Source organism: Azospirillum sp. B21 (assembly GCF_008364825.1).
GTDB lineage: Bacteria > Pseudomonadota > Alphaproteobacteria > Azospirillales > Azospirillaceae > Azospirillum.
Map to the genome: position 1 here is coordinate 113916 of NZ_VTTO01000004.1, position 26211 is coordinate 140126.

The window sequence follows — 26211 nt, forward strand, 5'->3', positions numbered from 1 at the left end:
TGGTTATTGGCAATAGAAACTCGATCTTGAGCGTTTCGTGATGGACAGGCCGGCCCGTTTATTCGGGGACCGGCCTTTTTTGCATCCACGGCACCTCTATCTTGATTCGTTCATTCCTGTTGTCGAACACCATATCACCAGTTTTCTCGCGGGGTCCTACGACCGATGGCCCCGGCCTTGGGCGGCAATCCGGCCGTTGCAGGGTGTCGGATGGAAGGAAAGAATCCATGTTTACTGTTCATCGTAAAGAAATCGAATGGGGCGGGCGCAAGCTGGTCCTCGAGACGGGCAAGATCGCCCGCCAGGCCAACGGCGCGGTTCTGGTCACCTATGGTGACACCACCGTCCTGTGCACCGCCGTCGCTGCCAAGGCGCCGAAGCCGGGCGTCGATTTCTTCCCGCTGACCGTCAATTACCAGGAAAAAGCGTTCGCGGCCGGCAAGATCCCCGGCGGCTTCTTCAAGCGCGAAGGCCGTCCGACCGAGAAGGAAACGCTGGTCAGCCGCCTGATCGACCGTCCGATCCGTCCGCTGTTCGCCGATGGCTTCCGCAACGAGACGCAGGTCGTCTGCACCGTGCTGAGCCATGATCTGGAGAACGATCCGGACATCGTGGCGATGGTCGGCGCCTCGGCCGCCCTGACGATCTCCGGCATCCCGTTCCTGGGTCCGATCGGCGCCGCCCGCGTCGGCTACAAGAACGGCCAGTATGTGCTGAACCCGACCATGGACGAGGTCGAGGACAGCGATCTGGACCTGGTCGTCGCCGGCACCGTCGAAGGCGTGCTGATGGTCGAATCGGAAGCCAAGGAGCTGACCGAAGAGGTCATGCTGGGCGCCGTCATGTTCGGCCACACCAACTTCCAGCCGGTGATCGAGATGATCATCGATCTGGCCGAGGAAGCCGCCAAGGAGCCGTGGGATCTGCCGGAGCCGGCCTATGACCGCAAGGCCCTGAAGGCTCGCCTGCGCGAGACCGTCGGGTCGGATGTCGAGGCTGCCTACACCGAGACGGTCAAGCAGAGCCGCTACGAGAAGGTCGGCGCCGCCAAGGCGAAGGCGCTCGAGACGCTGGCCGAGGAATTCGACGCCCAGTCGATCGGTTTCGAGTTCAAGGAGCTTGAGGCCGACATCCTGCGCGGCGCCGTCCTGAAGACCGGCCGCCGCATCGACGGTCGCGACACCAAGACCGTGCGCCCGATCGTGTCGGAAGTCGGCATCCTGCCGCGCGCCCACGGTTCGGCCCTGTTCACCCGCGGCGAAACCCAGGCGCTGGTCGTGACCACGCTCGGCACCAGCCAGGACGAGCAGATCATCGACGCGCTCGAAGGCGAGTACCGCGAGCACTTCATGCTGCACTACAACTTCCCCCCGTACTCGGTGGGTGAAGCCGGCCGCATGGGCAGCCCGGGCCGCCGCGAGATCGGCCACGGCAAGCTGGCGTGGCGCGCCATCCACCCGCTGCTGCCGAAGAAGGAAGACTTCCCCTACACGCTGCGCGTCGTGTCGGAAGTCACGGAGTCCAACGGCTCCTCCTCGATGGCCACCGTCTGCGGCACCTCGCTGTCGCTGATGGACGCCGGTGCCCCGCTGGCCCGTCCGGTCGCCGGCATCGCCATGGGCCTGATCAAGGAAGACCACGGCTTTGCCGTCCTGTCGGACATCCTGGGTGACGAAGACCACCTGGGCGACATGGACTTCAAGGTCGCCGGCACCGAGGTCGGCGTCACCGCGCTCCAGATGGACATCAAGATCACCTCGATCACCGAGGAGATCATGAAGATCGCGCTGGGCCAGGCCAAGGACGGCCGCCTGCATATCCTGGGCGAGATGTCGAAGGCGCTGACCGGCGCCCGCGAAGGCGTCAACGAGAACGCCCCGCGCATCACCGTGATCAACATCCCGAAGGAGAAGATCCGCGACGTGATCGGCTCCGGCGGCAAGGTGATCCGCGAGATCGTGGAGCAGACCGGCGCCAAGATCGACATCGACGACGACGGCACCGTCAAGGTTTCGGCCGTCGACCAGAAGAAGTCGGACGCCGCCATCGAGTGGATCAAGGGCATCGTCGCCGAGCCGGAGATGGGCGTCGTCTACACCGGCAAGGTCGTGAAGGTCGTCGATTTCGGCGCCTTCGTGAACTTCCTGGGCTCGCGCGACGGTCTCGTCCACATCTCCGAACTGGCGCAGCAGCGCGTCGGCAAGGTGTCGGACGTCGTGTCGCAGGGTGACTCGGTGAAGGTCAAGGTCATCGGCTTCGACGATCGCGGCAAGGTCAAGCTGTCGATGAAGCAGGTCGACCAGGCCACCGGCGAAGACCTGACCAAGAAGGCGGAGTGATCCGTCTCTCCCGGTTCGGGTAACGAAAAAGCCCCGGCTCGCAGGAGCCGGGGCTTTTTTCTTTCTGCGGCGCCGTCAGCGGCCGCCCGACACGTCGAGGATCGCGCCGGTCGTGTAGGACGCGGCATCGCTCAGCAGCCAGACGGCGGCCTCGGCCACCTCCTCCGCCCGCCCGGCCCGGCCAAGCGGAGCGTTGACGCCCAGGCGCTGGGCGCGGCCTGGCTGTCCGCCGCTGGCGTGGATCTCCGTGTCGATCAGGCCGGGGCGGATCGCATTGACGCGGACACCCTGCGGCCCCAACTCCTTCGACAGCCCGATCGTCAGCGTGTCGAGCGCCGCCTTCGATCCGGCGTAGTCGACATATTCGAAGGGCGAGCCGAGCCGGGCCGCCGCCGAGGACATCAGGACGATGGAACCCGCCCCCCGCGGCGCCAGACGGCGCGCACTCTCCCGCGCGCAGAGATAGGCGCCAAAGACGTTCACCTCGAACACGCGGCGCATCCGCTCTGCGCTCATTTCGGCCAAGGGGCAGGATGGCGCGACGATGCCGGCGTTCACCACCACGCCGTCGAGCGGTCCAAGCTGCTGTTCCGCCGCCTCGAACATGGCGACGACATCCGCCTCGACCGCCACGTCGCCGCGCAGCGTCACCGCCCGGCCGCCCGCCGCCCGCACCGCGTCGGCCGTTTCATCGGCGGCGGCTTCGTTGCCGATATAATTGATGCCCACCGACCAGCCGCGGCTGCCGGCCAGAATAGCGGTGGCCTTTCCGATCCCGCGCCCGCCGCCGGTGATAAGGATGGCTTTCATGACTCCCTCTGGATTGAGCCTCAACCACTGCGACAGTATGCTTGCCCGAACCGGGTGAACACCCCGAACAAGCGGTGCTTTCCATCGCTGCCCCTGTCCCTCACCCTCCGGTTTCATGTCGCGCGCCGAACGTCTCCTCGATCTGATGCAGGTTCTGCGGCGGCACCGGCAGCCGGTCAGCGGCAAGTCGCTTGCCGACGAGCTGGGGGTCAGCCTGCGCACGCTCTATCGCGACATCGCCACGCTGCAGGCGCAGGGCGCGATGATCGAGGGGGAGCCGGGGGTGGGCTATCTGCTGCGCGCCGGCTTCCTGCTGCCGCCGCTGATGTTCACCGAGGAGGAACTGGAGGCGCTGGTGCTGGGGTCGCGCTGGGTGGTGGACCGCGGCGACAGCCGGCTTGGCGGGGCGGCGCGCAACGCGCTCGCCAAGATCGCCGCGGTGCTGCCGCCGGACAAGCGGGAGGGCCTGGACGGCTCCACCCTGCTGGTGGGTCCGGGTGAACCGATCGCCGCAGGGGATGCCGAGTTGGCGACCATCCGCAGCGCCATCAGGACGGAGCGCAAGCTGGAGATCGCCTATCGCGACCGCGACGGGTCGGAAAGCCGGCGCATCGTCTGGCCCTTCGCGCTGGGATTCTTCGACCGGGTGCGGGTGATGGTGGCGTGGTGCGAGCTGCGCCAGTCCTTCCGCCATTTCCGCACCGACCGTATCCTTGCGCTGACCGCCAGCGACACCCGCTATCCCCGTCGCCGGCAGGCGATGCTGAAGGAGTGGCGCGCGGCGGAGGGTATCCCGCAGTAGCGATTGAGGTGGGGGCTGACAGCATGCTGACGGAAACTGTCAGCATGTGGGCCTAGTCTTGGCTGTGCCGGTGAGGGCGGCGAACGGAACCGCCCCACCCCAATCCTTCAAGACCGGAGCCAGCCATGACCGCGACCCAGACCACCACCAAGACCGCTACCGCCAAGCTCGCCCTCGATTTCGTCCTGCTCCATGTCGACAGCCCGGCCGCCAGCGCCGCCTTTTACGCCGACCTGCTGGGCCGGCCGCCGGTGGAAGCCTCCCCCACCTTCGCCATGTTCAAGGCGGGCGAGGGGCTGATGCTGGGCCTGTGGTCGCGCCACACGGTGGAGCCGGCGGCGACCATGCCGGGGGGCAGCGAGATCGCCTTCACCGTCGCCGACGAGGCCGCGGTGCGCGACCTTCACGCCGACTGGAGCGCCCGCGGCCTGACCATCCTGCAGCCGCCGACCGCAATGGATTTCGGTCATACCTTCGTTGCACGCGACCCCGACGGTCACCGGCTGCGCGTGTTCGCCCCCCACCAGGAAGAAGCCCGGTCCGAGCAGGTGCGGTCGTGAGCGGCGGCACGCGGACCGGCAGCTGGATCGCGGTGGCCAGCGCCGAGCATGTGCGGCGCGGCCGGGCCGGCGGCTTCATGCAGGTCTGCCACGGCAAGGCGGCGCCGCTGCGGCGGATCCGGCCGGGCGACCGCGTCGTCTACTACTCCCCCACCGATCGGTTCGGCGCGGCGGACGGGCTGAAATCCTTCACCGCTATCGGCACCGTCCTGCCGGGAGAGCCCTACGCCTTCGACATGGGCGGCGGCTTCATCCCCTTCCGGCGCGACGTGTCATGGTGGCCGGCGGAGGAGGCACCGATCCAACCGCTGCTGGACCGGCTGGAGTTGACCGCCGGAGTGCGGAACTGGGGTTATCCCTTCCGCTTCGGACTGCTGCCGGTCAGCCCCCGCGATTTCGATCTGATCGCCGGGGCGATGCAGGCGGCCGGTTGTGAGGGGATGCGGGAGGAACTGGCCGCCTGACCGAAAAAAGATCCGCCGGCGGGACGGGATGAAAAACCCCTCCCCCGGCGTCTATACAGTCGATGAACCGAGCGCCTCCAGGGGCTTGGGACCACTCATACCTTGGTGTCAGAGTACGAACGAACGGCGGTTCTTCCTGACCGAGATCAAGGCGAAACCCCTCGCAGTCCGCCATACATGCGCTTATATCGTCCGCAAGCCTGACCAAGGTCACCTGTACCGGGGCCATCGTTCTATGCATCGCTTCGCCAATCCCGCCCGTTTCCTGCGCCTGTCGGCCGTGCTTCTGCCGTGGTGCGCAGGGGCGACCGTGATCCTGACGATCCTCGGGCTGTGGCTCAGCCTGTTCGGCTCGCCGCCCGACTATCAGCAGGGCGAGACGGTGCGGATCATGTACATCCATGTGCCCGCCGCTTGGATGAGCCTGTTCGTCTACACCAACATGGCCATCGCCGCGGCGTGCGGCCTGGTGTGGAAGCACCCGCTGGCCGACCTGTTCGCGAAAGCCGCCGCCCCCATCGGCGCCGGCTTCACCTTCGTGTGCCTGGTGACCGGGTCGCTGTGGGGAGCGCCGATGTGGGGAACCTGGTGGGTGTGGGACGCCCGGCTAACCAGCGTGCTGATCCTGTTCTTCCTGTATCTCGGCTACATGGCCCTGGTGAACGCCTTCGACGATCCGCAGCGCGGCATGAAGGCCGGCAACGTCCTGCTATTGGTCGGCATCGTCAACGTGCCGATCATCAAGTTCTCGGTCGACTGGTGGAACACGCTGCATCAGCCCGCCAGCGTCGTGCGCATGGGCGGCCCCAGCATCGACCCCACCATGCTGACGCCGCTTCTGGTGATGGCCGGCGCCTTCACCGCCTATTTCCTGTCGGTGGTCCTGCTGCGCGTGCGCACGGAGATCGCCCAGCGCAAAATACAGACGCTGCGGCTGTCGGTTGCCGGCGACGGCGCCGTGACGGACGGGATGCAGGGCTAAGGGCGCAGGGAGCAAGACGATGAACGAATTCCTCCACATGGGCGGGTACGCCGCCTACGTCTGGCCGGCCTACGGCATCGCCACCCTTGTCCTGCTGGGCCTGCTGGTCGCCACCTGGAAGGGGCTGCGCAACGCCGAGGCGACGCTGAAGGCACTGGAAAGCGCCCGCCCGGCCCGCCGCCGCACCCGCAACGCCGGCCGCAAAGCGGCCGATCAGAACGCCGGAACGCCGGTGGAAGCGAGCGAAGGATGACCCGCAAGAAACGCCGCCTGTACATGCTGGGCCTCGCCCTCCTGGGGCTGGGCTCGGCGACCGCCCTGGCGCTGACCGCCTTCCAGGACAACATCGTCTTCTTCTACAGCCCGACCCAGCTGCAGACGCAGCAGGTCGGCGACCGCAATTTCCGCCTGGGCGGGCTGGTCGAGGAAGGCAGCGTGCAGAAGACGCCGGACGGCCTCACCACCTCCTTCCGCGTCACCGACACCGCCCACACCATCGACGTCCGCTATCGCGGCCAGCTGCCCGACCTGTTCCGCGAGGGCCAGGGCGTGGTGGCCGAGGGCAAGCTGACCGGCGGCGTCTTCGTCGCGCGCGAGGTGCTGGCCAAGCATGACGAGAACTACATGCCGCCCGAGGTGTCGGAGGCGCTGAAGCAGGCAGGCGTCTACAAGAACCCGGCTGAGTCCGAGACAAAGACCGCGAAGAAGGAGTAGCGGGACCGTGATCCCCGAACTCGGCCATTACGCGCTGGTGCTGGCGCTGTTCGTCGCGCTGGTGCAGTCGGTGCCGCCGCTGGTCGGCGCCGCCACCCGCAACGGTGCCTGGATGAACGTCGCGGTGCCCGCGGCCATCGCCCAGATGCTGCTGGTGCTGGTCGCCTATGCCGCCCTGACCTGGGCGCATGTGGTGTCCGACTTCAGCGTGCTGAACGTGGTGCAGAACAGCCACTCGGCCAAGCCGATGCTCTACAAGGTGTCGGGCGTCTGGGGCAACCACGAGGGCTCGATGATGCTGTGGATCGTCATGCTGACGGTCTTCGGCGCCGCCGTGGCCATGTTCGGGCGCAACCTGCCGCCGACCTTGAAGGCCCGGGTGCTGGCGGTCCAGGGGCTGATCGGGGTCGGCTTCCTGCTGTTCATCCTCATCACCTCCAACCCCTTCATCCGCGTGGTCCCGGCGCCGATCGACGGCAACGACCTGAACCCGCTGCTGCAGGACCCCGGCCTCGCCTTCCACCCGCCCTTCCTCTATGCGGGATATGTCGGCTTCTCCATGGCCTTCTCCTTCGCCGTGGCCGCCCTGATCGAGGGGCGGGTCGATCCCGCCTGGGCGCGCTGGGTGCGGCCCTGGACGCTGGCGGCCTGGTCGACCCTGACCATGGGCATCGCCATGGGGTCCTGGTGGGCCTATTACGAGCTGGGCTGGGGCGGCTGGTGGTACTGGGACCCGGTGGAGAACGCGTCCTTCATGCCCTGGCTGGCCGGCACCGCGCTGCTGCACTCCGCCATCGTGGTGGAGAAGCGCGACGCGCTGAAGAGCTGGACCATCCTGCTGTCCATCGTCACCTTCTCGCTGTCGCTGATGGGCACCTTCCTGGTGCGCTCCGGCATCCTGACCTCGGTCCATGCCTTCGCGGTCGATCCCAAGCGCGGCGTCTTCATCCTGGTGCTGCTGGCGATCGCCACCGGCGGCTCGCTGCTGCTCTACAGCCTGCGCGCGCCGTCGCTGAAGGCCGGCGGCCTGTTCGCGCCGATCAGCCGCGAGGGCGCGCTGGTGATGAACAACCTGCTGCTGTCGACCGCGACGGCGACGGTGTTCATCGGCACGCTCTATCCGCTGTTCCTCGACATCCTGAACCTGGGCAAGGTGTCGGTCGGCGCCCCCTTCTTCAACGCCACCTTCATACCCGTCGCCATCCCGATGATCGTCGCCATGGTGGTCGGCCCCTTCCTGTCCTGGAAGCGGGCGGATCTGTGGGCGGCGCTGAGCCGGCTGTGGATCGCCGGCGTCGCCGTGGTGGTCGCCGTCGCCATCACCGCCTATGTCAAGGCGGGCGGCGGGCCGCTGCTGGCGCTGGTGGGCATCGCACTCGCCGCCTGGGCCTTCGTCGGCTCGCTGGTGGAGTTCGCCGACCGCATCGCCCTGTTCCGTACCTCCTTCCGCAACAGCTGGCACCGCGCCGTGCATCTGCCGCGCAGCGCCTGGGGCATGACCATCGCGCACGCCTGCGTCGGCCTGTCGATCCTCGGCATGACCGGCACCTCGGCCTGGCAGACGGAATCGATCACGGCGATGAAGCCGGGCGATCAGACCACCGTCGCAGGCTACGAGTTCCGCTTCGACAGCATCGGTCTGGTCGACGGCCCGAACTTCAAAGCGGAACGCGGCGTCTTCACCGTCACCAAGGATGGCCGGTCCATCGCCACCCTGACGCCGGAACGCCGCAGCTACAGCACCACCCGGATGACGACCACGGAATCGGCCATCCACACCACGGTCTTCTCCGACCTGTATGTGGCGCTGGGCGACCCGACGCAGAACGGCACCGCCTGGATCGTCCGCATCTATCACCACCCGCTGGTGCCGTGGATCTGGATCGGCGGCGCGGGGATGATGCTGGGCGGACTGGTGAGCCTGACCGACCGCCGGTTCCGCATCGGCGCGCCGGAACGCCGCCGTACGGCCGGCAAGTCGGCTCCGCTTCCGGCCGAATGAGGACCAAGACACCATGCGCCGCCTTCTGTACCTGCTGCCCTTCCTGCTGTTCATCGGGGTGGGCATCGCCTTCTACCTGGGGTTCCAGCGCGACCCGCGCGACATCCCGTCGGCCCTGATCGACAAGCCGGCGCCGACCTTCGACCTGCCGGCCATTCCGGGCCAGCCGGCGACGGGCGGCCTGTCCTCGGCCAAGCTGACCGGCGATGTGACGCTGGTGAACGTCTTCGCCTCCTGGTGCATCCCCTGCAAGGCGGAGCATCCCGTCATCACCCGCCTGTCGCGCGAGCAGGGGGTGACGGTCTTCGGCATCAACTACAAGGACAAGCCGGAGGACGCGCTGACCTGGCTGGCGCGCAACGGCAACCCCTATGCCGCCATCGGCGCCGACCAGGACGGCCGGGTGTCGATCGACTGGGGCGTCTACGGCGTGCCGGAAAGCTACCTGATCGACCGCCAGGGCCGGATCCGCTTCAAGCATGTCGGCCCGCTGACTCCGCAGGTGGTGGAGGAGCAGCTTCTCCCCATGGTCAAGCATCTGAGGCAGGGCTGATGACGCGCATCCTTCCCGCCGCCCTGCTGGCGCTGTCGCTGACCCTGCCGGCGCTGACCCCGGCCCTGGCCGTCCAGCCCGAAGAGGTCCTGCCGGATCCGGCGCTGGAATCCCGCGCCCGCGCCATCAGCCAGGAGCTGCGCTGTCTGGTCTGCCAGAACCAGTCGATCGACGACAGCAACGCGCCGCTGGCCCGCGACCTGCGGGTTCTGGTGCGCGACCGGCTGCAGGCCGGCGACAGCGACGCGAAGGTGATGGAGTATGTCACCGACCGTTACGGCGACTATGTGCTGCTGCGCCCGCCCTTCAAAGCGACCACGCTGGTGCTGTGGATCGGCCCCTTCGCCGTGCTGCTGTTGGGGGCGATCGGCACCTTCCTGTTCCTGCGCGGGCGGCGCGGCGTGACCGCCGGCACCGACACCGCTCCCCTGAGCGCGGATGAGCGGCGGCGGCTGGATGCCCTGCTGCGGAAAGACGACTGATGCTGTTCTGGATTCTCGCCGCCGTCCTGACCGCGGCCGTGCTGCTGCTGATCGTACCGCCGCTGCTGCGGTCCGGTGCCGCCGCTCCCGATCGCGATGCCTTCGACCGCGAGGTCTACCGCGACCAGCTGGACGAGCTGGAACGCGACCGCGCGCGCGGCCTGATCAACGACGCCCAGGCCGAGGCCGCCAAGGCCGAGGTCGCGCGGCGCATGCTGGCAACCGCGGAGAAAAGCGGTTCCGCCGCGGCCCCCGCGACCCCGCGCAGCGCGCGCGTGCTGGCGGTGCTGCTGGCGCTGGTGGTGCCGCTGGGCGCGCTCAGCGTCTATGGCCTGTATGGCCGCCCGGATCTGCCGGCGCAGCCGTTGGCGTCGCGCAACCTGGAGCAGGAACGCGGCGGCCCGCCCAAGACCGTGCTGGCGGCTATGGACAAGCTGAAGGCGCAGCTGGCGGAGAACCCGGGCGACCTGCAGGGCTGGCTGATCCTGGGTCAGGCCTATGCCAAGATGGGCCGCAACGCCGACGCGGCGGATGCCCTGCGCCACGCCGTCGCCCTGAACAAGGACGATGTGGAGCTGCAGGGCCTGTTCGGCGAGACTCTGGTGTCGGCCAACGACGGCATGGTTCCTGAAGAGGCGGTCAAGGCCTTCGACGCCGTGCTGGCGAAGGAGCCGAAGGATCCGCGCGCCCGTTTCTTCGCGGCGCTCGCGCGCTATCAGGCCGGCGACCGCCAGGATGCGCTGAACCGCTGGGCCTCGCTGATGGCGGAATCGCCGGCCGACGCGCCGTGGGTGCCGGTCCTGCGCGACCAGATCCGCGAAGCCGCGATTGCGCTGGACCTCGATCCCGCCAAGGTGACGCCGCAGCCGCTGCCCGCGGAGCAGAAGCCCGCCGGCCCTGTTGCACAGGGGCAGAGCGGCCAGAACAGTCAGGCGGCCGAGGGCCAGAGCCAGGACGAGATGATCCGCGGCATGGTCGCCGGCCTCGCCGCCAAGCTGGACGCCGACCCATCGGACGTCGAAGGCTGGCTGAAGCTCGCCCGCTCCTACGGTGTGCTGGGTGAGCCGGAGAAGGCGCTGGAAGCGGCCCGCAAGGCGCGCGAGCGGGCACCGGACCGCGCCGACGTGCAGGTGGTCTATGCCAACGCCGTGCTGCAGACCCAGCCGCGCAACGAGAAGCCCAAGCCCCTGCCGGAGGAGGCGACCTCCGCCCTGCGGTTGGCGCTGAAGACGGAGCCGGAGAACAAGGACGCGCTGTGGCTGCTGGGCCTCGACGCCATGATGTCGGGCCGCAAGGACGAGGCCGCCGCCCATTGGGGCAAGCTGATCGCCCAGTTCAAGCCGAGCGATCCGGAATACACCCTGTTGAAGGGGCGTTTGGACGCGTTGAAGGCGGGCGGCTGAGGCTTTCCGCCTGCCCCCTTCCATTTCTCCCTACGCCTTTTCTTTCGCGTTGCGGCGACACACATTGACAGGGGCGCGTCGGCGGGCTTTATCCCACGGCGCAGCCCCTTTTTCCTTTCCGCAGAAGGTTCCGCGCCGATGACCCGCAGACGACTGCCCACGCCCGACGAGCGGCGCTTGTGGCGGATCGCCATGCGCGACGCCGAACCGATGCCGGGCCGGCAGATCGAGACCGAGCCGGAGCCCCTGGCGACGATGGCGGAGCTGGTGGAGGAGCCGGTGGCGACCAGCCTCGCCCCGCCGCCGACCGCAAGGCAGCATCCCTCCCCGCCCCGGCCGGTCCGCGCACCCCATCCGCCGCTGACGCCGGGCTCCACCGCCAACATCGACCGCCGGACCGGCGACCGCTTCCGCCGTGGCGAGCTGGAAATCGACGGCCGGATCGACCTGCATGGCATGACCCAGGCGCAGGCGCATACCGCCCTCGCCTCCTTCGTCCACCGCGCCTGGAACGAGGGGCGGCGCTGCGTCCTGGTCATCACCGGCAAGGGCAGCTTCGGCGGGCTGGGCGTCCTGCGTCAGGCGACCCCCCGCTGGCTGGCGGATCCGGCCCTGCGCCCGATGGTGCTGGCAATCCAGCCGGCCCGTCCTAAGGATGGCGGCGACGGCGCGCTGTATGTCTTGATCAAACGGCGGCGCGACCGTAAGGACTGAGTCCCAAACAATCAGGGACTTTCCATGACTCCGTTCGGCGAACGGGTCCGGTCGCTGCGCGACGCCAAGGGCGTGACGCTGAAGCAGATGGCGACGGATCTGTCCATCTCGTCCGCCTATCTGTCGGCGCTGGAACACGGCAAGCGCGGCCAGCCCTCGCCGCAGCTGGTCCGGCAGATCTGCGCCTATTTCGGCATCATCTGGGATGAGGCGGAGGAACTGGAACGGCTGGCGGATCTGTCCCATCCCCGCGTGACGGTCGACACCGCGGGCTTGAGCGCGAAAGCGACGGAGCTGGCCAACCGGCTGTCGGAACGGATCGGCGACCTTGACGAGGAGCGGATCGACGCGATCCTGGCGATCCTGGACGCGGTGCCGCCGAAGAAGGCCGGGCGGCGGCGGGTGGGGGTGCGGCGGAGGTGATGGGGTTGTGGGGGTGTCGGCTGGCGATTGCCCCCACCTAACCTCCCCCGCTTCGCTGGGGAGGGACTGCCGCCGCCTTTCCAAACAAGCACTTGCCCCCTCCCCCGCCCAGCTCTCGCACAAAGCTCCGCTTTGTGCTGACGCGGCAGGCGGACCATAGGTCCGCTGAGAGCGGGGGAGGGATGGGGTGGGGGTCTCACTCAGCAAAGGCGCAGCCGCCCTCAAGCCTTCCCGATCATCCGCCCCAGGTCGCGCCCGGCGAACAGGTGGATGTGCAGGTGGGGCACTTCCTGGTGCGCGGCCTCGCCGCAGTTGGACAGGATGCGGTAGCCGGGACCATCGGCGCCGACCATGCGGGCGACTTCGCCCACCGCGCGGAACAGGCCGGCGATCTCCGCCTCCGAGGCCTGGGCGGTGAAGTCGTCCATGTCGATGTAGGCGCCCTTCGGGATCACCAGCACATGGGTCGGCGTCTGCGGGTCGATGTCGTGGAAAGCGAGCGCATGCTCGGTCTCGTGCACCTTCTTGCACGGGATTTCGCCGCGCAGGATGCGGGCGAACACATTGCTGTCGTCATAGCTCTTGGCCATCGCGTGCGTCCTCTTGGTGGGGAATCCCGCTCAAGCCTTGCGGGACTTCTTCTCGTCGATGCCGCTGGTGCCCTCGCGCTGGGCGAGTTTGATCCAGACCTCCGCCGGATCCAGCCCCAGGTCGGCCCACAGCACCAGCAGGTGATAGAGCAGGTCGGCGGATTCCGCAGCCAGCGCCGCCTTGTCGCCGCGCACCGCCTCCAGAATCGCCTCCACCGCCTCTTCGCCCACCTTCTGGGCGATCTTGGCGGTGCCGCGGCTGTAGAGCTTCGCGGTGTAGGAGGTTTCCGGATCCGCGCCCTTGCGGCCCTGGACGGTGACGAACAGCCGGTCCAGCACCTCGGCGCTCAGCGGGGCCGGCGCCTTCTCGGCAGACTTCTTGTCACCCATTTGCCGTCTCCACCGCCGCATTCGCCGCCCGAGCCGGGCGCACCGGGATGCCGGCGGCACTCAGCGCCGCCTTGGCCTGACCGATGGTGTAGGTGCCGAAATGGAAGATCGAGGCGGCGAGCACCGCGGTGGCGTGCCCCTCGCGGATGCCCTCCACCAGATGGTCGAGCGTGCCGACGCCGCCCGACGCGATCACCGGGATGCGGATCGAGTCCGCCACGGTGCGCGTCAGCTCCAGGTCGAAGCCGCTCTTGGTGCCGTCGCGGTCCATCGAGGTCAGCAGGATTTCTCCGGCCCCCAGCGATTCCATCCGCTTCGCCCATTCCACCGCGTCGATGCCGGTGGCGTTGCGCCCGCCATGGGTGAAGACCTCCCATTTGCCGGGCGCGACCTTCTTGGCGTCGATGGCGACGACGATGCATTGCGCGCCGAACTTCTCTGCGCCCTCGCGCACGAACTCCGGGCGGTGGATCGCCGCGGTGTTGATCGACACCTTGTCGGCACCGGCCAGCAGCAGCTTGCGGATGTCATCCACCGTGCGCACGCCGCCGCCGACGGTCAGCGGCATGAAGACCTGCTCCGCCGTCCGCCGCACCACGTCGAAGATGGTGTCGCGGTTCTCGTGGCTGGCGGTGATGTCGAGGAAGGTCAGTTCGTCGGCACCTTCGCGGTCGTAGACGCGGGCCTGTTCCACCGGATCGCCGGCATCGACCAGATCGACGAAGTTGACCCCCTTCACCACGCGGCCGTCCTTGACGTCCAGGCAGGGGATGACACGCATCTTCAGCATCAGTCGGCGTCCTCGACGGCGGTGGCGGAGAGCAGGGCCAGCGCTTCCCTAGGGTCGATCCGGCCATCGTACAGCGCACGGCCGCAGATCACGCCCTCGATCCCGGCGTCCTCTTCGATCTTCAGGGCCTTGAGGTCGTCGATCGACGACACGCCGCCCGACGCGATCACCGGGGTGGTCAGATGGTAGGCGAGGTCGGAGGTCGATTCCACGTTGACGCCGCCCATGGCGCCGTCGCGGTTGATGTCGGTGTAGATGATGGCGGAGACGCCGCAATCCTCGAACTTCAGCGCCAGGTCCAGCGCCTTGATGTCGGAGGTCTCGGCCCAGCCGGCCACGGCGACATAGCCTTCGCGGGCGTCGATGCCGACGGCGACCTTGCCCGGGAACTCGCGGCAGGCGGTCTTCACCAGATCGGGGTCACGCAGAGCCACCGTGCCCAGGATGACGCGGCTGACGCCCTTTTCCAGCCACATCCCGATGGTGTTCAGATCGCGGATGCCGCCGCCGAGCTGCACCGGGATGGTGACGGATTTCAGGATGCTCTCGACAGCGGCGCCGTTCACCGGCTTGCCTTCGAAGGCACCGTTGAGGTCGACCAGATGCAGCCATTCGAAGCCCTGGCTCTGGAACAGGCGGGCCTGTTCGCCGGGATCGGTGTTGAAGACCGTGGCCTGGCTCATCTCGCCGCGCAGCAGGCGGACGCAGGCACCGTCCTTGAGGTCGATGGCGGGGTAGATGATCATCGCTGGCGTCTTCCTATGGCGTTGCTGGCGGTTAAAGGGCTGGCGGCTGGTGGGCAGGCTGGAGGTCTTTGCAGTAGAAATGGCCGGCGAGCGGCTTGCCCTGCACCAGCGCATAGAAGGGATGGGTTCCCCAGCGCCTGAAGCCGAGCGATTCATAGAGCGCGATGGCCGCCTCCTGCGTCACACGGACATCCAGGTTCAACACCTGGAAACCGGCGGCGCAGGCTTCGTCCACCACCGCCATGGTCAGCCGGCGGGCAAGCCCGTGGCCGCGCGCCCAGGGGGCGACGAAGCTGGTGGTCAGCTGGGCGGCGTGGGCCTGCGCCTCGTTGTTGCGCGGCGGCTTGACCAGCTGGGCGGATCCGGCAACCACCCCGTCGAGGCGGGCGACGAACAGCACCCGTTCCGGCACCACCAGCACGCCTTTCCAGAACCGCTCCATCACGTCGCGCGGCGGCGGCTCGACCCAGCCGAAGCCACCGCCGGCGCGGATGGCGTCGTCGGCGGCGTCGCACAGGTCATGCAGGTCGGCGGTCTTCAGCGCATCGACCTTGTCGATGGCGATCTCGGCCATCGCGTCAGACCTTCCAGCGCAGGAAGTTGGCGATCAGCGCCAGCCCGGTCGCCTGGCTCTTCTCCGGGTGGAACTGGGTGCCGACCAGATTGTCGCGCCCGACCACCGCAGCGAAGGGGCCGCCATAGTCGGCCGACGCGATCAGCGTGTCGGGATCGTCCAGCTTGAACTGGTAGGAATGGACGAAATAGGCATGCGCGCCCTCCGGCAGCCCGGCCAGGACGGGGTGCTGGTGGCGGATGTTCAGCTCGTTCCAGCCCATATGGGGGATTTTAAGGGCCGGATCCGCTGGCTCCAGCTTCACCACCTCGCCCCGGATCCAACCCAGCCCCTCGGTCACGCCATATTCGCGCCCGCGTTCGGCCATCAGCTGCATGCCGACGCAGATGCCCAGGAAGGGCCGGCCGCGGCGGTGCACCACCTCCTCCAGCGCCTCGAGCATGCCCGGCACTTCCGACAGGCCGCGCTTGCAGTCGGCGAAGGCGCCGACGCCCGGCAGAACCACACGGTCGGCGTGGCGGACCGCGTCGGCGTCGGAGGTGACGAGAACAGTGTAGGAGGCTTCGGCTTCGCCGGCCGCGCGCTCGATCGCCTTGGCGGCGGAGCGCAGGTTGCCGGAGCCGTAATCGATCAGCGCGACCGTTTCCATGAACGTGACAAACCTTCCGATAGGACGGCGGAGGGGGAGTTCAGGTCCCCGCCGTCAGAGCGATCCGCCGAGCGTGCCCTTGGTGGAGGGCACCGCATCGCGCTTGCGCGGGTCGATCTCCACCCCGGCGCGCAGTGCGCGGGCAAGCGCCTTGTAGCAGCTTTCCACGATATGGTGGTTGTTCTCGCCATACAGGTTTTCGACGTGCAGCGTCACGCCGGCGGCCATGGCGAAGGCCTGGAACCACTCACGGAACAGCTCGGTGTCGAAATCGCCGATCTTGTCGCGGGTGAAGTTCACCTTCCAGATCAGGTAGGGCCGGTTGGAAAAGTCCAGGGCCACCCGCGTCAGCGTCTCGTCCATCGGGACATAGGAATGGCCGTAGCGCTGGATACCCTTGCGGTCGCCCAGCGCCTTCGCCACCGCCATGCCGATGGCGATGCCGGTGTCCTCGGTCGTGTGGTGGTAATCGATGTGCAGGTCGCCGTCGGCCAGGACGGTCAGGTCCATCAGGCTGTGGCGCGACAGCTGTTCCAGCATGTGGTCGAGGAAGCCGACCCCTGTCTTGACGTCGTAGACGCCGGTGCCGTCAAGGTTCAGCGCGACCCGGATCCGGGTCTCGGTGGTGTTCCGCTCGATCGAGGCGCGGCGGCCGCCGTTGATGGGGGTCTGGTCCATGGCGGTTTTGTAGCAGGAAGCATCCCTGCGCGCCAGCTTCCGGCACGATTGATGCGCGGCTTGTCCATTCCGACGATTGTCCTACGAAGGTGTGCGGGGTACAGTTCTATACACTTCCTGCGTGCATATCCGCTTATGACGATCTTCCCGCGTTCATTCGCCGCAGCATTGTTGCTCCTTCTCGGCCTGCTGCCGGCCGGATGCGGCGGCATGTCCCCGCCGCCGCAGGCCGGCAAAGCCGCTCCTCCGGTGGCTGCCGGGACCACCGCCCCTTTCCGCTTCGGCGAGCTTGCCATCGGATCGATGCGGCGCGGGATGCAGATCGGCCGCCATGTCTGGGGCATCGACTGTGCCCCACCGTATGACGACGTCTATTGGACCAGCGGCGTCAACATGCGCCGCGGCTCCACCTTCGAGGAGCGGTTTGCCGAGGTGATGACGGCCGCCGGTTTCGACGTGGTCGGACGGCCCGGCGGTCCCGACAACCCCGACGGCAACCGTAGCCGCGCCCGCTTCACCGTGCAGGGCGACCTGCGCGACGTGCAGCTGGAGCTGTGCAATCGCGTCAACTGGCTGACCGGCAGCAGCAAGGGCAGTTCCGGCACCGGCAGCGTCAAGGTGGAATGGACGGTCTACGACACGCGCAGCGGCGGGCTGGTCCAACGCATCGTCACCACCGGCGTGACGACCCAGGAGCGCGGCGTGCCTCAGGGCGATACCATGTTGATGGAGGAGGCCTTCGCCGCCGCGGTGGAGGTGCTCGCCGCCGATGCGGGGTTCCGCGCCCTGCTGTCGGGCGGCACCCTTCCCGCCGCGGCGGCGACGACGGCGGCGATGGTTTCCACAGCAACGCCGTCCGGATCCGGGCCGATCCCACTGGGGCCGGCGGTTGCTGCTCCGGGTGCGGCATCCGTTTACCCATCGGCGGGCCGGCTTCTGCTGCGAACCGGAGGCGGATCCGGCCGGGTCGCGTCGGCGCGGGTGGCTGTCGCTGGATCGTCGGGCGTTTCCCATGGGTTCGTCATCGGCGAGACCGATGTGGCGGACGAGGTACAGGCGGTGCTGCTGGCTCATCTCCCCGGATCCGATCCCACCGTCACCGTTCGGCCCGCGCGCGGCGTGGAACTGACCGGCTGGGTGGTTGGGCGCGATGCGGCGAGCGGCTTCGCCCTGGTGAGGGTGCCGGCGCGGCTGACCGCCCTTCCCGTCCGCACCCGGACCTTGCGCGTCAGCGAACCGGTGCGGGCGATCCCCGGCGGACGGGGCAAGGAGATCGAGGGGATCGTCGGCGGCTTGCAATCAGGAGAGGGCCATGGTGCCACGCTGATCCAGGCGGATCTGGGCTCCGCCGCCCTGTTCACGGCAGTGACGGAGGCCGGCGACCCGCTGCTGAGTGGCGACGGCATGCTGGTCGGTGTGGCGCCGTCCGCCGGCCGCTCGGTCGCCACGCCGGCGGGGCTGGTCGAGTTCCTGGCGATCGGTCCGCTGCTCGACCGGCTGGGGGCGGATCCGACAAGCCAAAATCCAGCAGGTCCGGAACCGGTCGCACCAAGCGCTTCTTCTCCGCCATCCAAACAGGATCGAATGGGCCGCAACACCGCTTGGAAGGCGGAACGGAACCGGTTGGGCCGCGGCATTCCGTCCGATGATCTGGCCGATCCCTGGGCAGAGGACGAGGAGCTTGACGGCGATGTTCTTGACGGGGACCGCGCCCCTCCCACATAGACCGGATGCCCTGCCGCCGCGGCTCCATGGGCTTGCGCCCTGTATATGGTGCGCCTTTCCGGGGCGGCGGGCGGCTCCCCTTTTCCAGCATGGTTTGCGCATGACCTACCCAGCGTCCAATCCACACGATCCCATCCAATGGCACGGTACCACCATCCTGTCCGTGCGCAAGAACGGTCAGGTGGTGATCGCCGGCGACGGGCAGGTCTCGGTCGGCCAGACGGTGATGAAGGCCAATGCGCGCAAGGTCCGCTGGCTGGCCGGCGGCACGGTGATGGCCGGTTTCGCCGGCGCCACCGCCGACGCGCTGACCCTGTTCGAGCGGCTTGAAGGCAAGCTGGAGCAGTATCCCGGCCAACTGACCCGCGCCTGTGTCGAGATGGCCAAGGACTGGCGCACCGACCGTTACCTGCGCCGTCTGGAGGCGATGATGGCCGTGGCCGACAAGTCCGTCAGCCTCGTGCTGACCGGCAACGGCGATGTGCTGGAACCGGAGGATGGGCTGATCGGCATCGGTTCCGGCGGGTCCTATGCCTTGTCGGCGGCGCGCGCGCTGATCGACATCGACGGGATGGATGCGGAGGCAGTGGCGCGCAAGGCGATGAAGATCGCCGCCGGCATCTGCGTCTACACCAACGAAAACGTCACCCTGGAAAAGCTGTGAGCGCCATGACGATCCAGACCGCTTCCGTGTCCGCCGACACCGCCGCCTTCAGCCCGCGCGAGATCGTCTCCGAACTCGACCGCTACATCGTCGGCCAGAACGACGCCAAGCGCGCGGTCGCCATCGCGCTGCGCAACCGCTGGCGCCGGCAGCAGCTGCCGGAGGGCCTGCGGGAAGAGGTGCTGCCGAAGAACATCCTGATGATCGGCCCGACCGGCGTCGGCAAGACTGAGATCGCCCGCCGTCTCGCCAAACTGGCCCAGGCCCCCTTCCTGAAGGTGGAGGCGACCAAGTTCACGGAAGTCGGCTATGTCGGCCGCGACGTCGAGCAGATCGTCCGCGATCTGGTGGAGGCCGCCATCGGTCTGACCCGCGAGCGGCTGCGCAAGGAGGTCGCCGCCAAGGCCGAACTGCGCGCCGAGGAACGCGTTCTCGACGCGCTGTGCGGTGACAGCGCCAGTGCCGACACCCGCGCCAAGTTCCGCAAGATGCTGCGCGAAGGCACGCTGAACGACAAGGAGATCGAAGTCCAAGTGGCCGACACCGGCGGCGGCAACATGCCGACCTTCGACATCCCCGGCATGCCGGGCGCCCAGATGGGCATGCTGAACCTGAACGACATGTTCGGCAAGATGATGGGCGGCCGCACCAAGACCCGCCGCATGTCGGTCGCCGAGAGCCACGGCGTGCTGATGGCCGAGGAGTCCGACAAGCTGCTGGACCAGGAGAAGGTGGTGGCGGAGGCGATCCGCGCGGTCGAGCAGAACGGCATCGTCTTCCTCGACGAGATCGACAAGATCTCCGCCCGCTCGGACGCGCGTGGCGCCGACGTCAGCCGCGAGGGCGTTCAGCGCGACCTGCTGCCGCTGATCGAGGGAACGACGGTCTCGACCAAGCATGGTCCGGTCAAGACCGACCACATCCTGTTCATCGCGTCCGGCGCCTTCCACATCGCCAAGCCGTCGGACCTTCTGCCCGAACTCCAGGGCCGCCTGCCGATCCGCGTCGAGCTGAAGGCGCTGAGCCAGGACGACTTCAAGCGCATCCTGACCGAGCCGGAAGCCAGCCTGATCCGCCAGTACAAGGCCCTGATGAAGACGGAGGAGGTCGATCTCGTCTTCACCGACGACAGCATCGACGAGTTGGCGCGGCTGGCGGCGGAGATCAACAGCTCCGTCGAGAACATCGGCGCGCGGCGCCTGCACACCGTGCTGGAACGCCTGCTGGAGGAGATCAGCTTCGCCGCCAGCGACCGCGCGGGAGAGACCATCACCATCGACGCCGCCCTGGTGCGCGAGCGTGTCGGCGGGCTGGCGAAGAACGCGGATCTGTCGAAGTTCATTCTGTGAGGGGGTGGGGGCGCCCGCGTCGGGCGCCCCGCTTCACGTGAAACATTCCCCTACCCGCCTGCCGCCACCTTCACACTCTTCGGCAGCAGCAGCGCGTAGGTGCCGCGGCTCTTCATCACCCCGGCCTTCTGTTCCGCTTCCGTCCCATGACCCCAGAAGACATCGCCGCGCACCGGCCCGCGGATGGCGCCGCCGGTGTCCTGGGCGATCAGCAGCCGCTGCAGCCGCTGCCGGCCGTCGAGCGGATCCTCGGCATCCAGCCAGACCGGTGCGCCGTATGGCATAAACTTGGAGTCCACAGCCAGACTGCGCCCCGGCGTCAGCGCCACGCCCTGGGCGCCGTTCGGACCATCGCCAGTCAGCGGTTGGAAGAAGACGTAGGACGGGTTGACGTTCATCACAGCTGCCGCCTGGTCGGGATTGGCGAGCAGCCATGCGCGGATGGTCTGGAGCGAGACCTCCTCCCGCTTCAGCGCGCCGCGGTCGATCAGCTCCTTGCCGATGGCGACGTATTTGTGGCCGTTCTGGGCGGCATAGCCGACGCGCATCTCGCTGCCGTCTGCCAGCCGGATCCGCCCCGACCCTTGGATTTGTAGGAAGAAGGCGCCGATGGGGTCCTTCACCCAGACCAGTTCCAGCCCCTTGCCCTCGAGGGCGCCGGCGGCGATGGCAGCGCGGTCCTCATAGGGCTTCAGCCGGCCGTTCACCACCCGACCGGCGGTGCGTTCCCCCTTCCAGCGATCTGAGAACTCGCCGAGATCCACCATCACCAAGTCCGGAGGCTGGCGATGGAGCGGCACGGGATAGGCCGGATCCGGCCGGCGGCTGCCCTCCAGCTCGGGCTCGTAATAGCCGGTGAACAGCCCTTCACGCGTGCCGTTGTTGCCGGCGGCATAGGGGGTGAAGTTGGCTTCGAAGAAGGCGCGGGCGGCATCGTCTCCGGGCGGCAGATCCGCCAGTTGGGCGCAAGGACCCTGCCAGTCGCCGATGGTGCCGGCCACCCCGTTCGGCCCGACCGGCCGGTCCGCCGGCTGCGTCCTGAAACGGGCACAGGAGCGGGCGAGCGCCGGGATCGCCTGGGCGACCGGATCGGTCCGCCATCCCGGAAGCTCGGCGAAGGACAGTGGTGCCAGCGTCAGGGCATCGGGCGGCGGCTTGGCCTCTTCCCGCTTAGCTTCGTCCTTCGGCGTGCAGGCCGAAAACAGCAACGCCACCGCCCCGAAGAGGGCGATGGCGCTGAAACCGGTCCGATGACGGGTGTTCATTCCTGGCGGTCGTCCGATCACTGAACCGGCCGCACCTCGACCAGCGACCAGTTCGGGTCGCGCGAGCGGATGTTGCGGGCGAAGGTCCAGACGTCGACGTTCTCCACCAGCGCCTTGGGATCGCCGTCGATGATGGTGCCGTCGCGGTCGCGCACCACATTGACCTGATCGGTGACCAGGCGGACGGTGACGAAGGCTGTGCGGCCGGCATCCAGGCGAGCTTCCACCACCTCGGCCTCGCGCACGAACTCGATACGGGCCTCGTGCTGCTCGCCAGCGGCCTGGCGGTCGCGGATGACGCGGGCGAAGCTCTCGTACACATCGTCGGCCAGCAGCGGGCGAAGCGTCGCAGTGTCGCCGCGGGCGAAAGCATCGACGATCATGGCGAAAGCGGCCTTGGCGCCCTCCAGGAAATGCTTCTCCTCGAAGGTCGGGTCGGCGGCGCGGATTTGTTCGATGGAGGCGGCCAGCGACAGCGGCTCATCCGGAGAGACTGCGACATCAGGACGCGGCCTATTGCGCTCCGGCAGCGGCACGACGTTATCGGGCTTCGCGGTGCTGGGGGCGGGGGTGAACGGGTTGGGGCGCTGACGCTCCTCCCCCGTCCGGCGGCCCAAGACGCTGCGCAGCCGATAAACGAGGAAGGCCGCGATCATCGCGAAGATCACGATCTCGATGAACACGAACCCATCTCCCATCATCTGTTCCTTCCAACGACTTGAGCCAACGACTTGAGCGATTTGACCTGCGGAAGCGGCCTTGAGACGGCGGATCCGGCGGCGGATCCGATGAAAGATCCGGCTGCGGCCGCGGCGTCACCGCCTGCCCCACCCCTGGACCTTGCGGATGGGCGGCATTACGTGTTGCTTGCCCGTCAGAAACCGCCATCCCGGATGGAGCCGCCGGCCTTTCGACCGGACGACCTATCCAAACCTAGATAGGGGCAGCGAGCCCGAAGAGCAAGGACACCATGAATCCCCTGCTGTTGATCCTTCTTCTGCCGATCCTGGAGATCGTCGGATTCATCCAGGTCGGCGACTGGATCGGCGCCGGGCCGACCATCGGGCTTCTCGCCCTGTCGGCGGTGGTGGGCGTGCTGCTGGTCCGCCACCGCGGCCTTGCGTCCCTGACCCGTGCGCAGGCAGCGGCGGCCCGCGGCGAGGCGCCGATCGGTACGGTGCTGGACGGCTTCTGCGCCGTTCTGGCCGGCATCCTGCTGATCATTCCCGGCTTCCTGACCGACATACTGGGTCTGGTGCTGCTGATCGGTCCGCTGCGCCGAGGTATCGGCCGCTGGCTGCTCGGCCGCATCGGCGCCGGCATGCCGGTCTTCACCACCATGGGCGGGACCGCCGCCGGCGGGCGACCCGGTTTCGGAAGCGGCAGTTTCGGCGGCACGGCGGACCGTAGTTTCGGCGAGCCCGGCTTCGGACCCGGCAATGCCCGCCGCGCCGACGATCCCTTCCGCCCCGCGCCCGGCGTGATCGACGCCGATTACCAGGACGTCACGCCTGGCGAGGGCGGAACGGGCGACGGAAAGGAGGATGCCGACGCGCCGCGGCTGACCGATTCCCAATGGGGGAAGCACCGCCCGGATGAGCGCCGCTGAGCCGCAGGATTGCAGGCGGTTTCCGTTGGCAGGACGGCCGATCCGTGATAGCCAGCCCATTGGGCGAAGGCACAACCGTCGCGAACCAAACCCTGTCACCTCACATCCGGGTCGGCCAGCCGCCCCTGCCCTGTTCCAAGCCGGGACCCGGGCCGGGAGGAAGGCCGGCGATTAGGAGTCCGTTATGTCCGATCAGATGAGCAACGGCGCCGAGCAGCAGCAGGCGTCCTCGCTGCCGATGCATGTCCTCGCGCAGTATGTGAAGGACCTCTCGTTCGAGAACCCCAACGCCCCGCAGAGCCTGCTGCCCAACCAGCCGCAGCCGCAGGTGAACATCGGCGTCGACGTCCAGGGTCAGAAGGTCGGCGAAGACATCTACGAGCTGACGCTGAACCTGCGTTGCGAAGCCCGTCAGGGCGAGGCTGTGGCCTTCCTGGTCGAGCTGTCCTATGGCGCCCTGTTCCAGTTCCCCGGCCTGCCGGAAGAGCATCACCGCCCGGTCCTGATGATCGAGGGCGCCCGGATGATCTTCCCGTTCGCCCGCGCCATCGTCTCCAGCGCGACCCGCGAAGGCGGCTTCCCGCCGCTGATGATCAACCCGATCGACTTCGCCGAGCTGTATCACCGCCAGTCGGCCCAGCAGGCCGAACAGCCGCAGCAGCCCCCGTTCTGATCCACAGCCGGATCGGACGGAGCCGAAAAGAAAAGGGCGGGTGGCCGAAAGGCCCCCGCCCTTTTTCATGCTCTTCTTCGAACCACCCGACTTTTCCCGGCCATTCCCCCTCTCCCCGGGGGGAGAGGGGATCCTTTCCAGCTTCGGGAGATCTGCCAGGACCCGGATCCGTCCCCTACTGGTTCATGCTTTCGAAGAACTCGTTGTTCGACTTGGTGTGCTTCAGCTTGTCGACCAGGAAGTCCACCGCGTCGGTCACGCCCATCGGCATCAGGATGCGGCGCAGGATCCACATCTTCGACATCGTGCCCTTGTCGACCAGCAGCTCTTCCTTGCGGGTGCCCGACTTGGAGATGTCGATGGCCGGGAAGGTGCGCTTGTCGGAGAGCTTGCGGTCCAGCACGATTTCCGAGTTGCCGGTGCCCTTGAACTCTTCGAAGATCACCTCGTCCATGCGGCTGCCGGTGTCGATCAGCGCGGTGGCGATGATGGTGAGCGACCCGCCCTCTTCCACGTTGCGGGCGGCGCCGAAGAAGCGCTTGGGCCGCTGCAGGGCGTTGGCGTCGACACCGCCGGTCAGCACCTTGCCGGACGACGGCACCACCGTGTTGTAGGCGCGGGCCAGACGGGTGATGCTGTCCAGCAGGATGACCACGTCGCGCTTGTGTTCAACCAAGCGCTTGGCCTTCTCGATCACCATTTCGGCGACCTGCACGTGGCGGGTGGCCGGCTCGTCGAAGGTGGAGCTGATGACCTCGCCGCGGACCGAGCGGGCCATGTCCGTCACTTCTTCCGGACGCTCGTCGATCAACAGGACGATCAGATAGGCTTCGGGGTGGTTGGTGGCGACCGAGTGGGCGATGTTCTGCAGCATCACCGTCTTGCCGGTGCGCGGCGGCGCCACGATCAGCCCGCGCTGCCCCTTGCCGAGCGGCGCCACCAGGTCGACGATGCGGCCGGTGAGGTTCTTCTTGGTGGGGTCCTCGACCTCCATCCGGATGCGTTCTTCCGGATAGAGCGGCGTCAGGTTGTCGAAGTTGATGCGGTGACGGACCTTGTCGGGCGCGTCGAAATTGATGGTGTTGACCTTCAGCAGGGCGAAGTAGCGCTCACCGTCCTTGGGCGAGCGGATCTGCCCTTCCACCGTGTCGCCGGTGCGCAGGCCGAAGCGGCGCACCTGGCTGGGACTGACGTAAATGTCGTCGGGACCCGGCAGATAGTTGGCTTCCGGCGAGCGCAGGAAACCGAACCCGTCCTGCAGCACCTCCAAAACGCCGTCGCCGAAGATCGGAATGTCGTTCTCGGCTAGCTGCTTCAGGATCGCGAACATCATGTCCTGCTTGCGCAGCGTGCTCGCGTTCTCGATCTGCAGCTCCTCCGCGAACGCCAGCAGTTCGGCGGGGCTTTTGCACTTCAGCTCTTGGAGATGCATCGGATTGCCTGTGAAATCGTCATGCGGGGGAGGTGACCCTAAGGGGATGGGAAGTGCCTGGAACCCCGGCGGACGGCGGTTGGAGGCGGCGGGAGCCGCAACGCGGTCGCGTCGGGTGGGCAGCGGGTGGCGCTTTGACGATCACGCGCCAGGGCGTCCGGAAAATGGTCGCACGGGAGCGGGTCGCCAGCCACCAGGCCCGGCTCAAGAACAGAGCGTCGGATCGGCAGATGTGGGCGTGGGAGGCCGCGGGGCGAAAACCCCGTGGTCCTGACATGGTTATCGGATCGGCGGGCGCAAGTCAAACGAAAGCGAAACCCGCACCGGTCGCGGATTCCGCTTTTTCCGGGGTGTGGAAGACTGTTCGATCACGTACCGCCGGTCAGAAGGGCTTGACGATCACGAAGATGACGATGCCGATCATCAGCAGGGTCGGCACCTCGTTGGCGATGCGGTAGAAGCGTTGCGGCCGCGTGTTGCGGTCCTCGGCGAATTCCCGGCGCCACTTGGCCATCATCATGTGGCTGGCGGTCAGCAGCAGCACGAACAGCAGCTTGGCGTGCAGCCAGCCCTGCTTCATCCATTCCGGCGTCAACACGATCATGCCGATGCCGAACACGTACGCCGCGATCATCGCCGGGTTCATGATGGCTCGCAGCAGGCGGCGCTCCATCACCTTGAAGCGTTCCGACGTGTCGGATCCGGCCGCCACCTCGCAATGGTAGACGAACAGGCGCGGCAAATAGAGCAGCCCCGCCATCCAGGCGATGATGCTGATGACGTGCAGCGCCTTGATCCATTCATACAGCACCGGGCGTGTCCCCTCTTT

The 26211-nt window shown here is 67.7% G+C and carries 30 protein-coding genes; 18 read left to right on the forward strand and 12 right to left on the reverse strand.

The window, feature by feature from the left end:
* Positions 1 to 227 precede the first annotated feature (227 nt).
* Positions 228 to 2339: a polyribonucleotide nucleotidyltransferase gene (pnp, locus tag FZ983_RS11585; protein ID WP_149223716.1), complete on the forward strand. Its 2112-nt coding sequence runs from the start codon at positions 228 to 230 to the stop codon at positions 2337 to 2339.
* 75 nt (positions 2340 to 2414) lie between these two features.
* Here the strand turns inward: pnp and FZ983_RS11590 are convergent, their stop codons facing one another.
* Complete coding sequence (locus FZ983_RS11590; protein WP_149223717.1) at positions 2415 to 3149, reverse strand: SDR family oxidoreductase; 735 nt, start codon at positions 3147 to 3149, stop codon at positions 2415 to 2417.
* A 115-nt stretch (positions 3150 to 3264) separates the two neighbouring features.
* Here FZ983_RS11590 and FZ983_RS11595 point away from each other — a divergent pair, with 115 nt between their 5' ends.
* The 12 genes from FZ983_RS11595 (at position 3265) to FZ983_RS11650 (ending at position 12248) form a co-directional block, all read left to right on the forward strand.
* Positions 3265 to 3951, forward strand: coding sequence for a YafY family protein (locus tag FZ983_RS11595; RefSeq protein WP_149223718.1), 687 nt, complete (start codon positions 3265 to 3267; stop codon positions 3949 to 3951).
* Between the two features lie 125 nt (positions 3952 to 4076).
* The gene (locus FZ983_RS11600) at positions 4077 to 4511 is read left to right on the forward strand and encodes a VOC family protein (protein WP_149223719.1); all 435 of its coding nucleotides are present in this window, start codon (positions 4077 to 4079) and stop codon (positions 4509 to 4511) included.
* Positions 4508 to 4975: an EVE domain-containing protein gene (locus FZ983_RS11605; protein WP_149223720.1), complete on the forward strand. Its 468-nt coding sequence runs from the start codon at positions 4508 to 4510 to the stop codon at positions 4973 to 4975. The genes FZ983_RS11600 and FZ983_RS11605 overlap by 4 nt, the downstream gene beginning before the upstream one ends.
* Before the next feature lie 235 nt (positions 4976 to 5210).
* Positions 5211 to 5957, forward strand: a complete 747-nt coding sequence (locus FZ983_RS11610; RefSeq protein ID WP_149223721.1) for a heme ABC transporter permease — start codon at positions 5211 to 5213, stop codon at positions 5955 to 5957.
* Between the two features lie 19 nt (positions 5958 to 5976).
* Positions 5977 to 6210 (forward strand): heme exporter protein CcmD, encoded by a 234-nt coding sequence (gene ccmD / locus FZ983_RS11615; RefSeq protein WP_149223722.1) that lies wholly within the window; start codon positions 5977 to 5979, stop codon positions 6208 to 6210.
* A complete protein-coding gene (ccmE, locus tag FZ983_RS11620; protein WP_149223723.1) occupies positions 6207 to 6671 on the forward strand; it encodes a cytochrome c maturation protein CcmE in 465 nt (154 codons plus the stop codon). Before ccmD ends, ccmE begins: the two co-directional genes overlap by 4 nt.
* A gap of 7 nt (positions 6672 to 6678) precedes the next feature.
* Positions 6679 to 8673, forward strand: coding sequence for a heme lyase CcmF/NrfE family subunit (locus FZ983_RS11625; RefSeq protein WP_149223724.1), 1995 nt, complete (start codon positions 6679 to 6681; stop codon positions 8671 to 8673).
* A gap of 13 nt (positions 8674 to 8686) precedes the next feature.
* On the forward strand, positions 8687 to 9226 hold the full coding sequence (locus tag FZ983_RS11630) for a DsbE family thiol:disulfide interchange protein (protein WP_149223725.1): 540 nt from the start codon (positions 8687 to 8689) through the stop codon (positions 9224 to 9226).
* Positions 9226 to 9708 (forward strand): cytochrome c-type biogenesis protein, encoded by a 483-nt coding sequence (locus FZ983_RS11635; RefSeq protein ID WP_149223726.1) that lies wholly within the window; start codon positions 9226 to 9228, stop codon positions 9706 to 9708. The genes FZ983_RS11630 and FZ983_RS11635 overlap by 1 nt, the downstream gene beginning before the upstream one ends.
* Complete coding sequence (ccmI, locus tag FZ983_RS11640) at positions 9708 to 11111, forward strand: c-type cytochrome biogenesis protein CcmI (RefSeq protein ID WP_149223727.1); 1404 nt, start codon at positions 9708 to 9710, stop codon at positions 11109 to 11111. The genes FZ983_RS11635 and ccmI overlap by 1 nt, the downstream gene beginning before the upstream one ends.
* Before the next feature lie 138 nt (positions 11112 to 11249).
* Positions 11250 to 11825 (forward strand): Smr/MutS family protein, encoded by a 576-nt coding sequence (locus FZ983_RS11645; RefSeq protein WP_149223728.1) that lies wholly within the window; start codon positions 11250 to 11252, stop codon positions 11823 to 11825.
* 24 nt (positions 11826 to 11849) lie between these two features.
* A complete protein-coding gene (locus FZ983_RS11650; protein WP_149223729.1) occupies positions 11850 to 12248 on the forward strand; it encodes a helix-turn-helix transcriptional regulator in 399 nt (132 codons plus the stop codon).
* Positions 12249 to 12469: 221 nt separating this feature from the next.
* Here FZ983_RS11650 and FZ983_RS11655 read toward each other — a convergent pair whose 3' ends face one another.
* The 7 genes from FZ983_RS11655 to hisB are packed head-to-tail and all read right to left on the reverse strand — an operon-like array spanning position 12470 to position 16665.
* A complete protein-coding gene (locus FZ983_RS11655) occupies positions 12470 to 12838 on the reverse strand; it encodes a histidine triad nucleotide-binding protein (protein WP_149223730.1) in 369 nt (122 codons plus the stop codon).
* 30 nt (positions 12839 to 12868) lie between these two features.
* Entirely contained in the window at positions 12869 to 13228 is a 360-nt protein-coding gene (locus FZ983_RS11660; RefSeq protein WP_149223731.1) for a phosphoribosyl-ATP diphosphatase, read from the reverse strand.
* Entirely contained in the window at positions 13221 to 14018 is a 798-nt protein-coding gene (gene hisF / locus FZ983_RS11665; RefSeq protein ID WP_149223732.1) for an imidazole glycerol phosphate synthase subunit HisF, read from the reverse strand. The genes FZ983_RS11660 and hisF overlap by 8 nt, the downstream gene beginning before the upstream one ends.
* The gene (gene hisA / locus FZ983_RS11670) at positions 14018 to 14764 is read right to left on the reverse strand and encodes a 1-(5-phosphoribosyl)-5-[(5-phosphoribosylamino)methylideneamino]imidazole-4-carboxamide isomerase (RefSeq protein WP_149223733.1); all 747 of its coding nucleotides are present in this window, start codon (positions 14762 to 14764) and stop codon (positions 14018 to 14020) included. The genes hisF and hisA overlap by 1 nt, the downstream gene beginning before the upstream one ends.
* 31 nt (positions 14765 to 14795) lie before the next feature.
* Positions 14796 to 15338, reverse strand: a complete 543-nt coding sequence (locus FZ983_RS11675; RefSeq protein WP_149223734.1) for a GNAT family N-acetyltransferase — start codon at positions 15336 to 15338, stop codon at positions 14796 to 14798.
* 4 nt (positions 15339 to 15342) lie between these two features.
* The gene (gene hisH / locus FZ983_RS11680) at positions 15343 to 15987 is read right to left on the reverse strand and encodes an imidazole glycerol phosphate synthase subunit HisH (protein ID WP_149223735.1); all 645 of its coding nucleotides are present in this window, start codon (positions 15985 to 15987) and stop codon (positions 15343 to 15345) included.
* A gap of 54 nt (positions 15988 to 16041) precedes the next feature.
* Complete coding sequence (gene hisB / locus FZ983_RS11685) at positions 16042 to 16665, reverse strand: imidazoleglycerol-phosphate dehydratase HisB (protein WP_044550958.1); 624 nt, start codon at positions 16663 to 16665, stop codon at positions 16042 to 16044.
* Positions 16666 to 16875: 210 nt separating this feature from the next.
* Between hisB and FZ983_RS11690 the strand changes: the two genes are divergently transcribed.
* The 3 genes from FZ983_RS11690 to hslU all read left to right on the forward strand — a co-directional run bounded on the left by FZ983_RS11690 (position 16876) and on the right by hslU (position 20403).
* Positions 16876 to 18390 (forward strand): serine protease, encoded by a 1515-nt coding sequence (locus FZ983_RS11690; RefSeq protein WP_247883718.1) that lies wholly within the window; start codon positions 16876 to 16878, stop codon positions 18388 to 18390.
* Positions 18391 to 18490: 100 nt separating this feature from the next.
* Positions 18491 to 19054: an ATP-dependent protease subunit HslV gene (hslV, locus tag FZ983_RS11695; RefSeq protein ID WP_014249186.1), complete on the forward strand. Its 564-nt coding sequence runs from the start codon at positions 18491 to 18493 to the stop codon at positions 19052 to 19054.
* A gap of 5 nt (positions 19055 to 19059) precedes the next feature.
* A complete protein-coding gene (gene hslU / locus FZ983_RS11700) occupies positions 19060 to 20403 on the forward strand; it encodes an ATP-dependent protease ATPase subunit HslU (RefSeq protein WP_149223737.1) in 1344 nt (447 codons plus the stop codon).
* Between the two features lie 50 nt (positions 20404 to 20453).
* On the opposite strand, the gene FZ983_RS11705 is transcribed toward hslU, so the two are convergent.
* Positions 20454 to 21668 (reverse strand): murein transglycosylase A, encoded by a 1215-nt coding sequence (locus tag FZ983_RS11705; protein WP_149223738.1) that lies wholly within the window; start codon positions 21666 to 21668, stop codon positions 20454 to 20456.
* A gap of 17 nt (positions 21669 to 21685) precedes the next feature.
* On the reverse strand, positions 21686 to 22366 hold the full coding sequence (locus FZ983_RS11710; RefSeq protein ID WP_149224036.1) for a Tim44/TimA family putative adaptor protein: 681 nt from the start codon (positions 22364 to 22366) through the stop codon (positions 21686 to 21688).
* Between the two features lie 272 nt (positions 22367 to 22638).
* Between FZ983_RS11710 and FZ983_RS11715 the strand changes: the two genes are divergently transcribed.
* Complete coding sequence (locus FZ983_RS11715) at positions 22639 to 23277, forward strand: FxsA family protein (protein WP_149223739.1); 639 nt, start codon at positions 22639 to 22641, stop codon at positions 23275 to 23277.
* A 184-nt stretch (positions 23278 to 23461) separates the two neighbouring features.
* Positions 23462 to 23950, forward strand: coding sequence for a protein-export chaperone SecB (secB, locus tag FZ983_RS11720; RefSeq protein ID WP_063635637.1), 489 nt, complete (start codon positions 23462 to 23464; stop codon positions 23948 to 23950).
* 175 nt (positions 23951 to 24125) lie between these two features.
* Here secB and rho read toward each other — a convergent pair whose 3' ends face one another.
* The gene (gene rho, locus FZ983_RS11725; protein ID WP_014249179.1) at positions 24126 to 25382 is read right to left on the reverse strand and encodes a transcription termination factor Rho; all 1257 of its coding nucleotides are present in this window, start codon (positions 25380 to 25382) and stop codon (positions 24126 to 24128) included.
* Between the two features lie 382 nt (positions 25383 to 25764).
* Positions 25765 to 26193 (reverse strand): protoporphyrinogen oxidase HemJ, encoded by a 429-nt coding sequence (gene hemJ / locus FZ983_RS11730; protein ID WP_149223740.1) that lies wholly within the window; start codon positions 26191 to 26193, stop codon positions 25765 to 25767.
* Positions 26194 to 26211 lie beyond the last annotated feature (18 nt).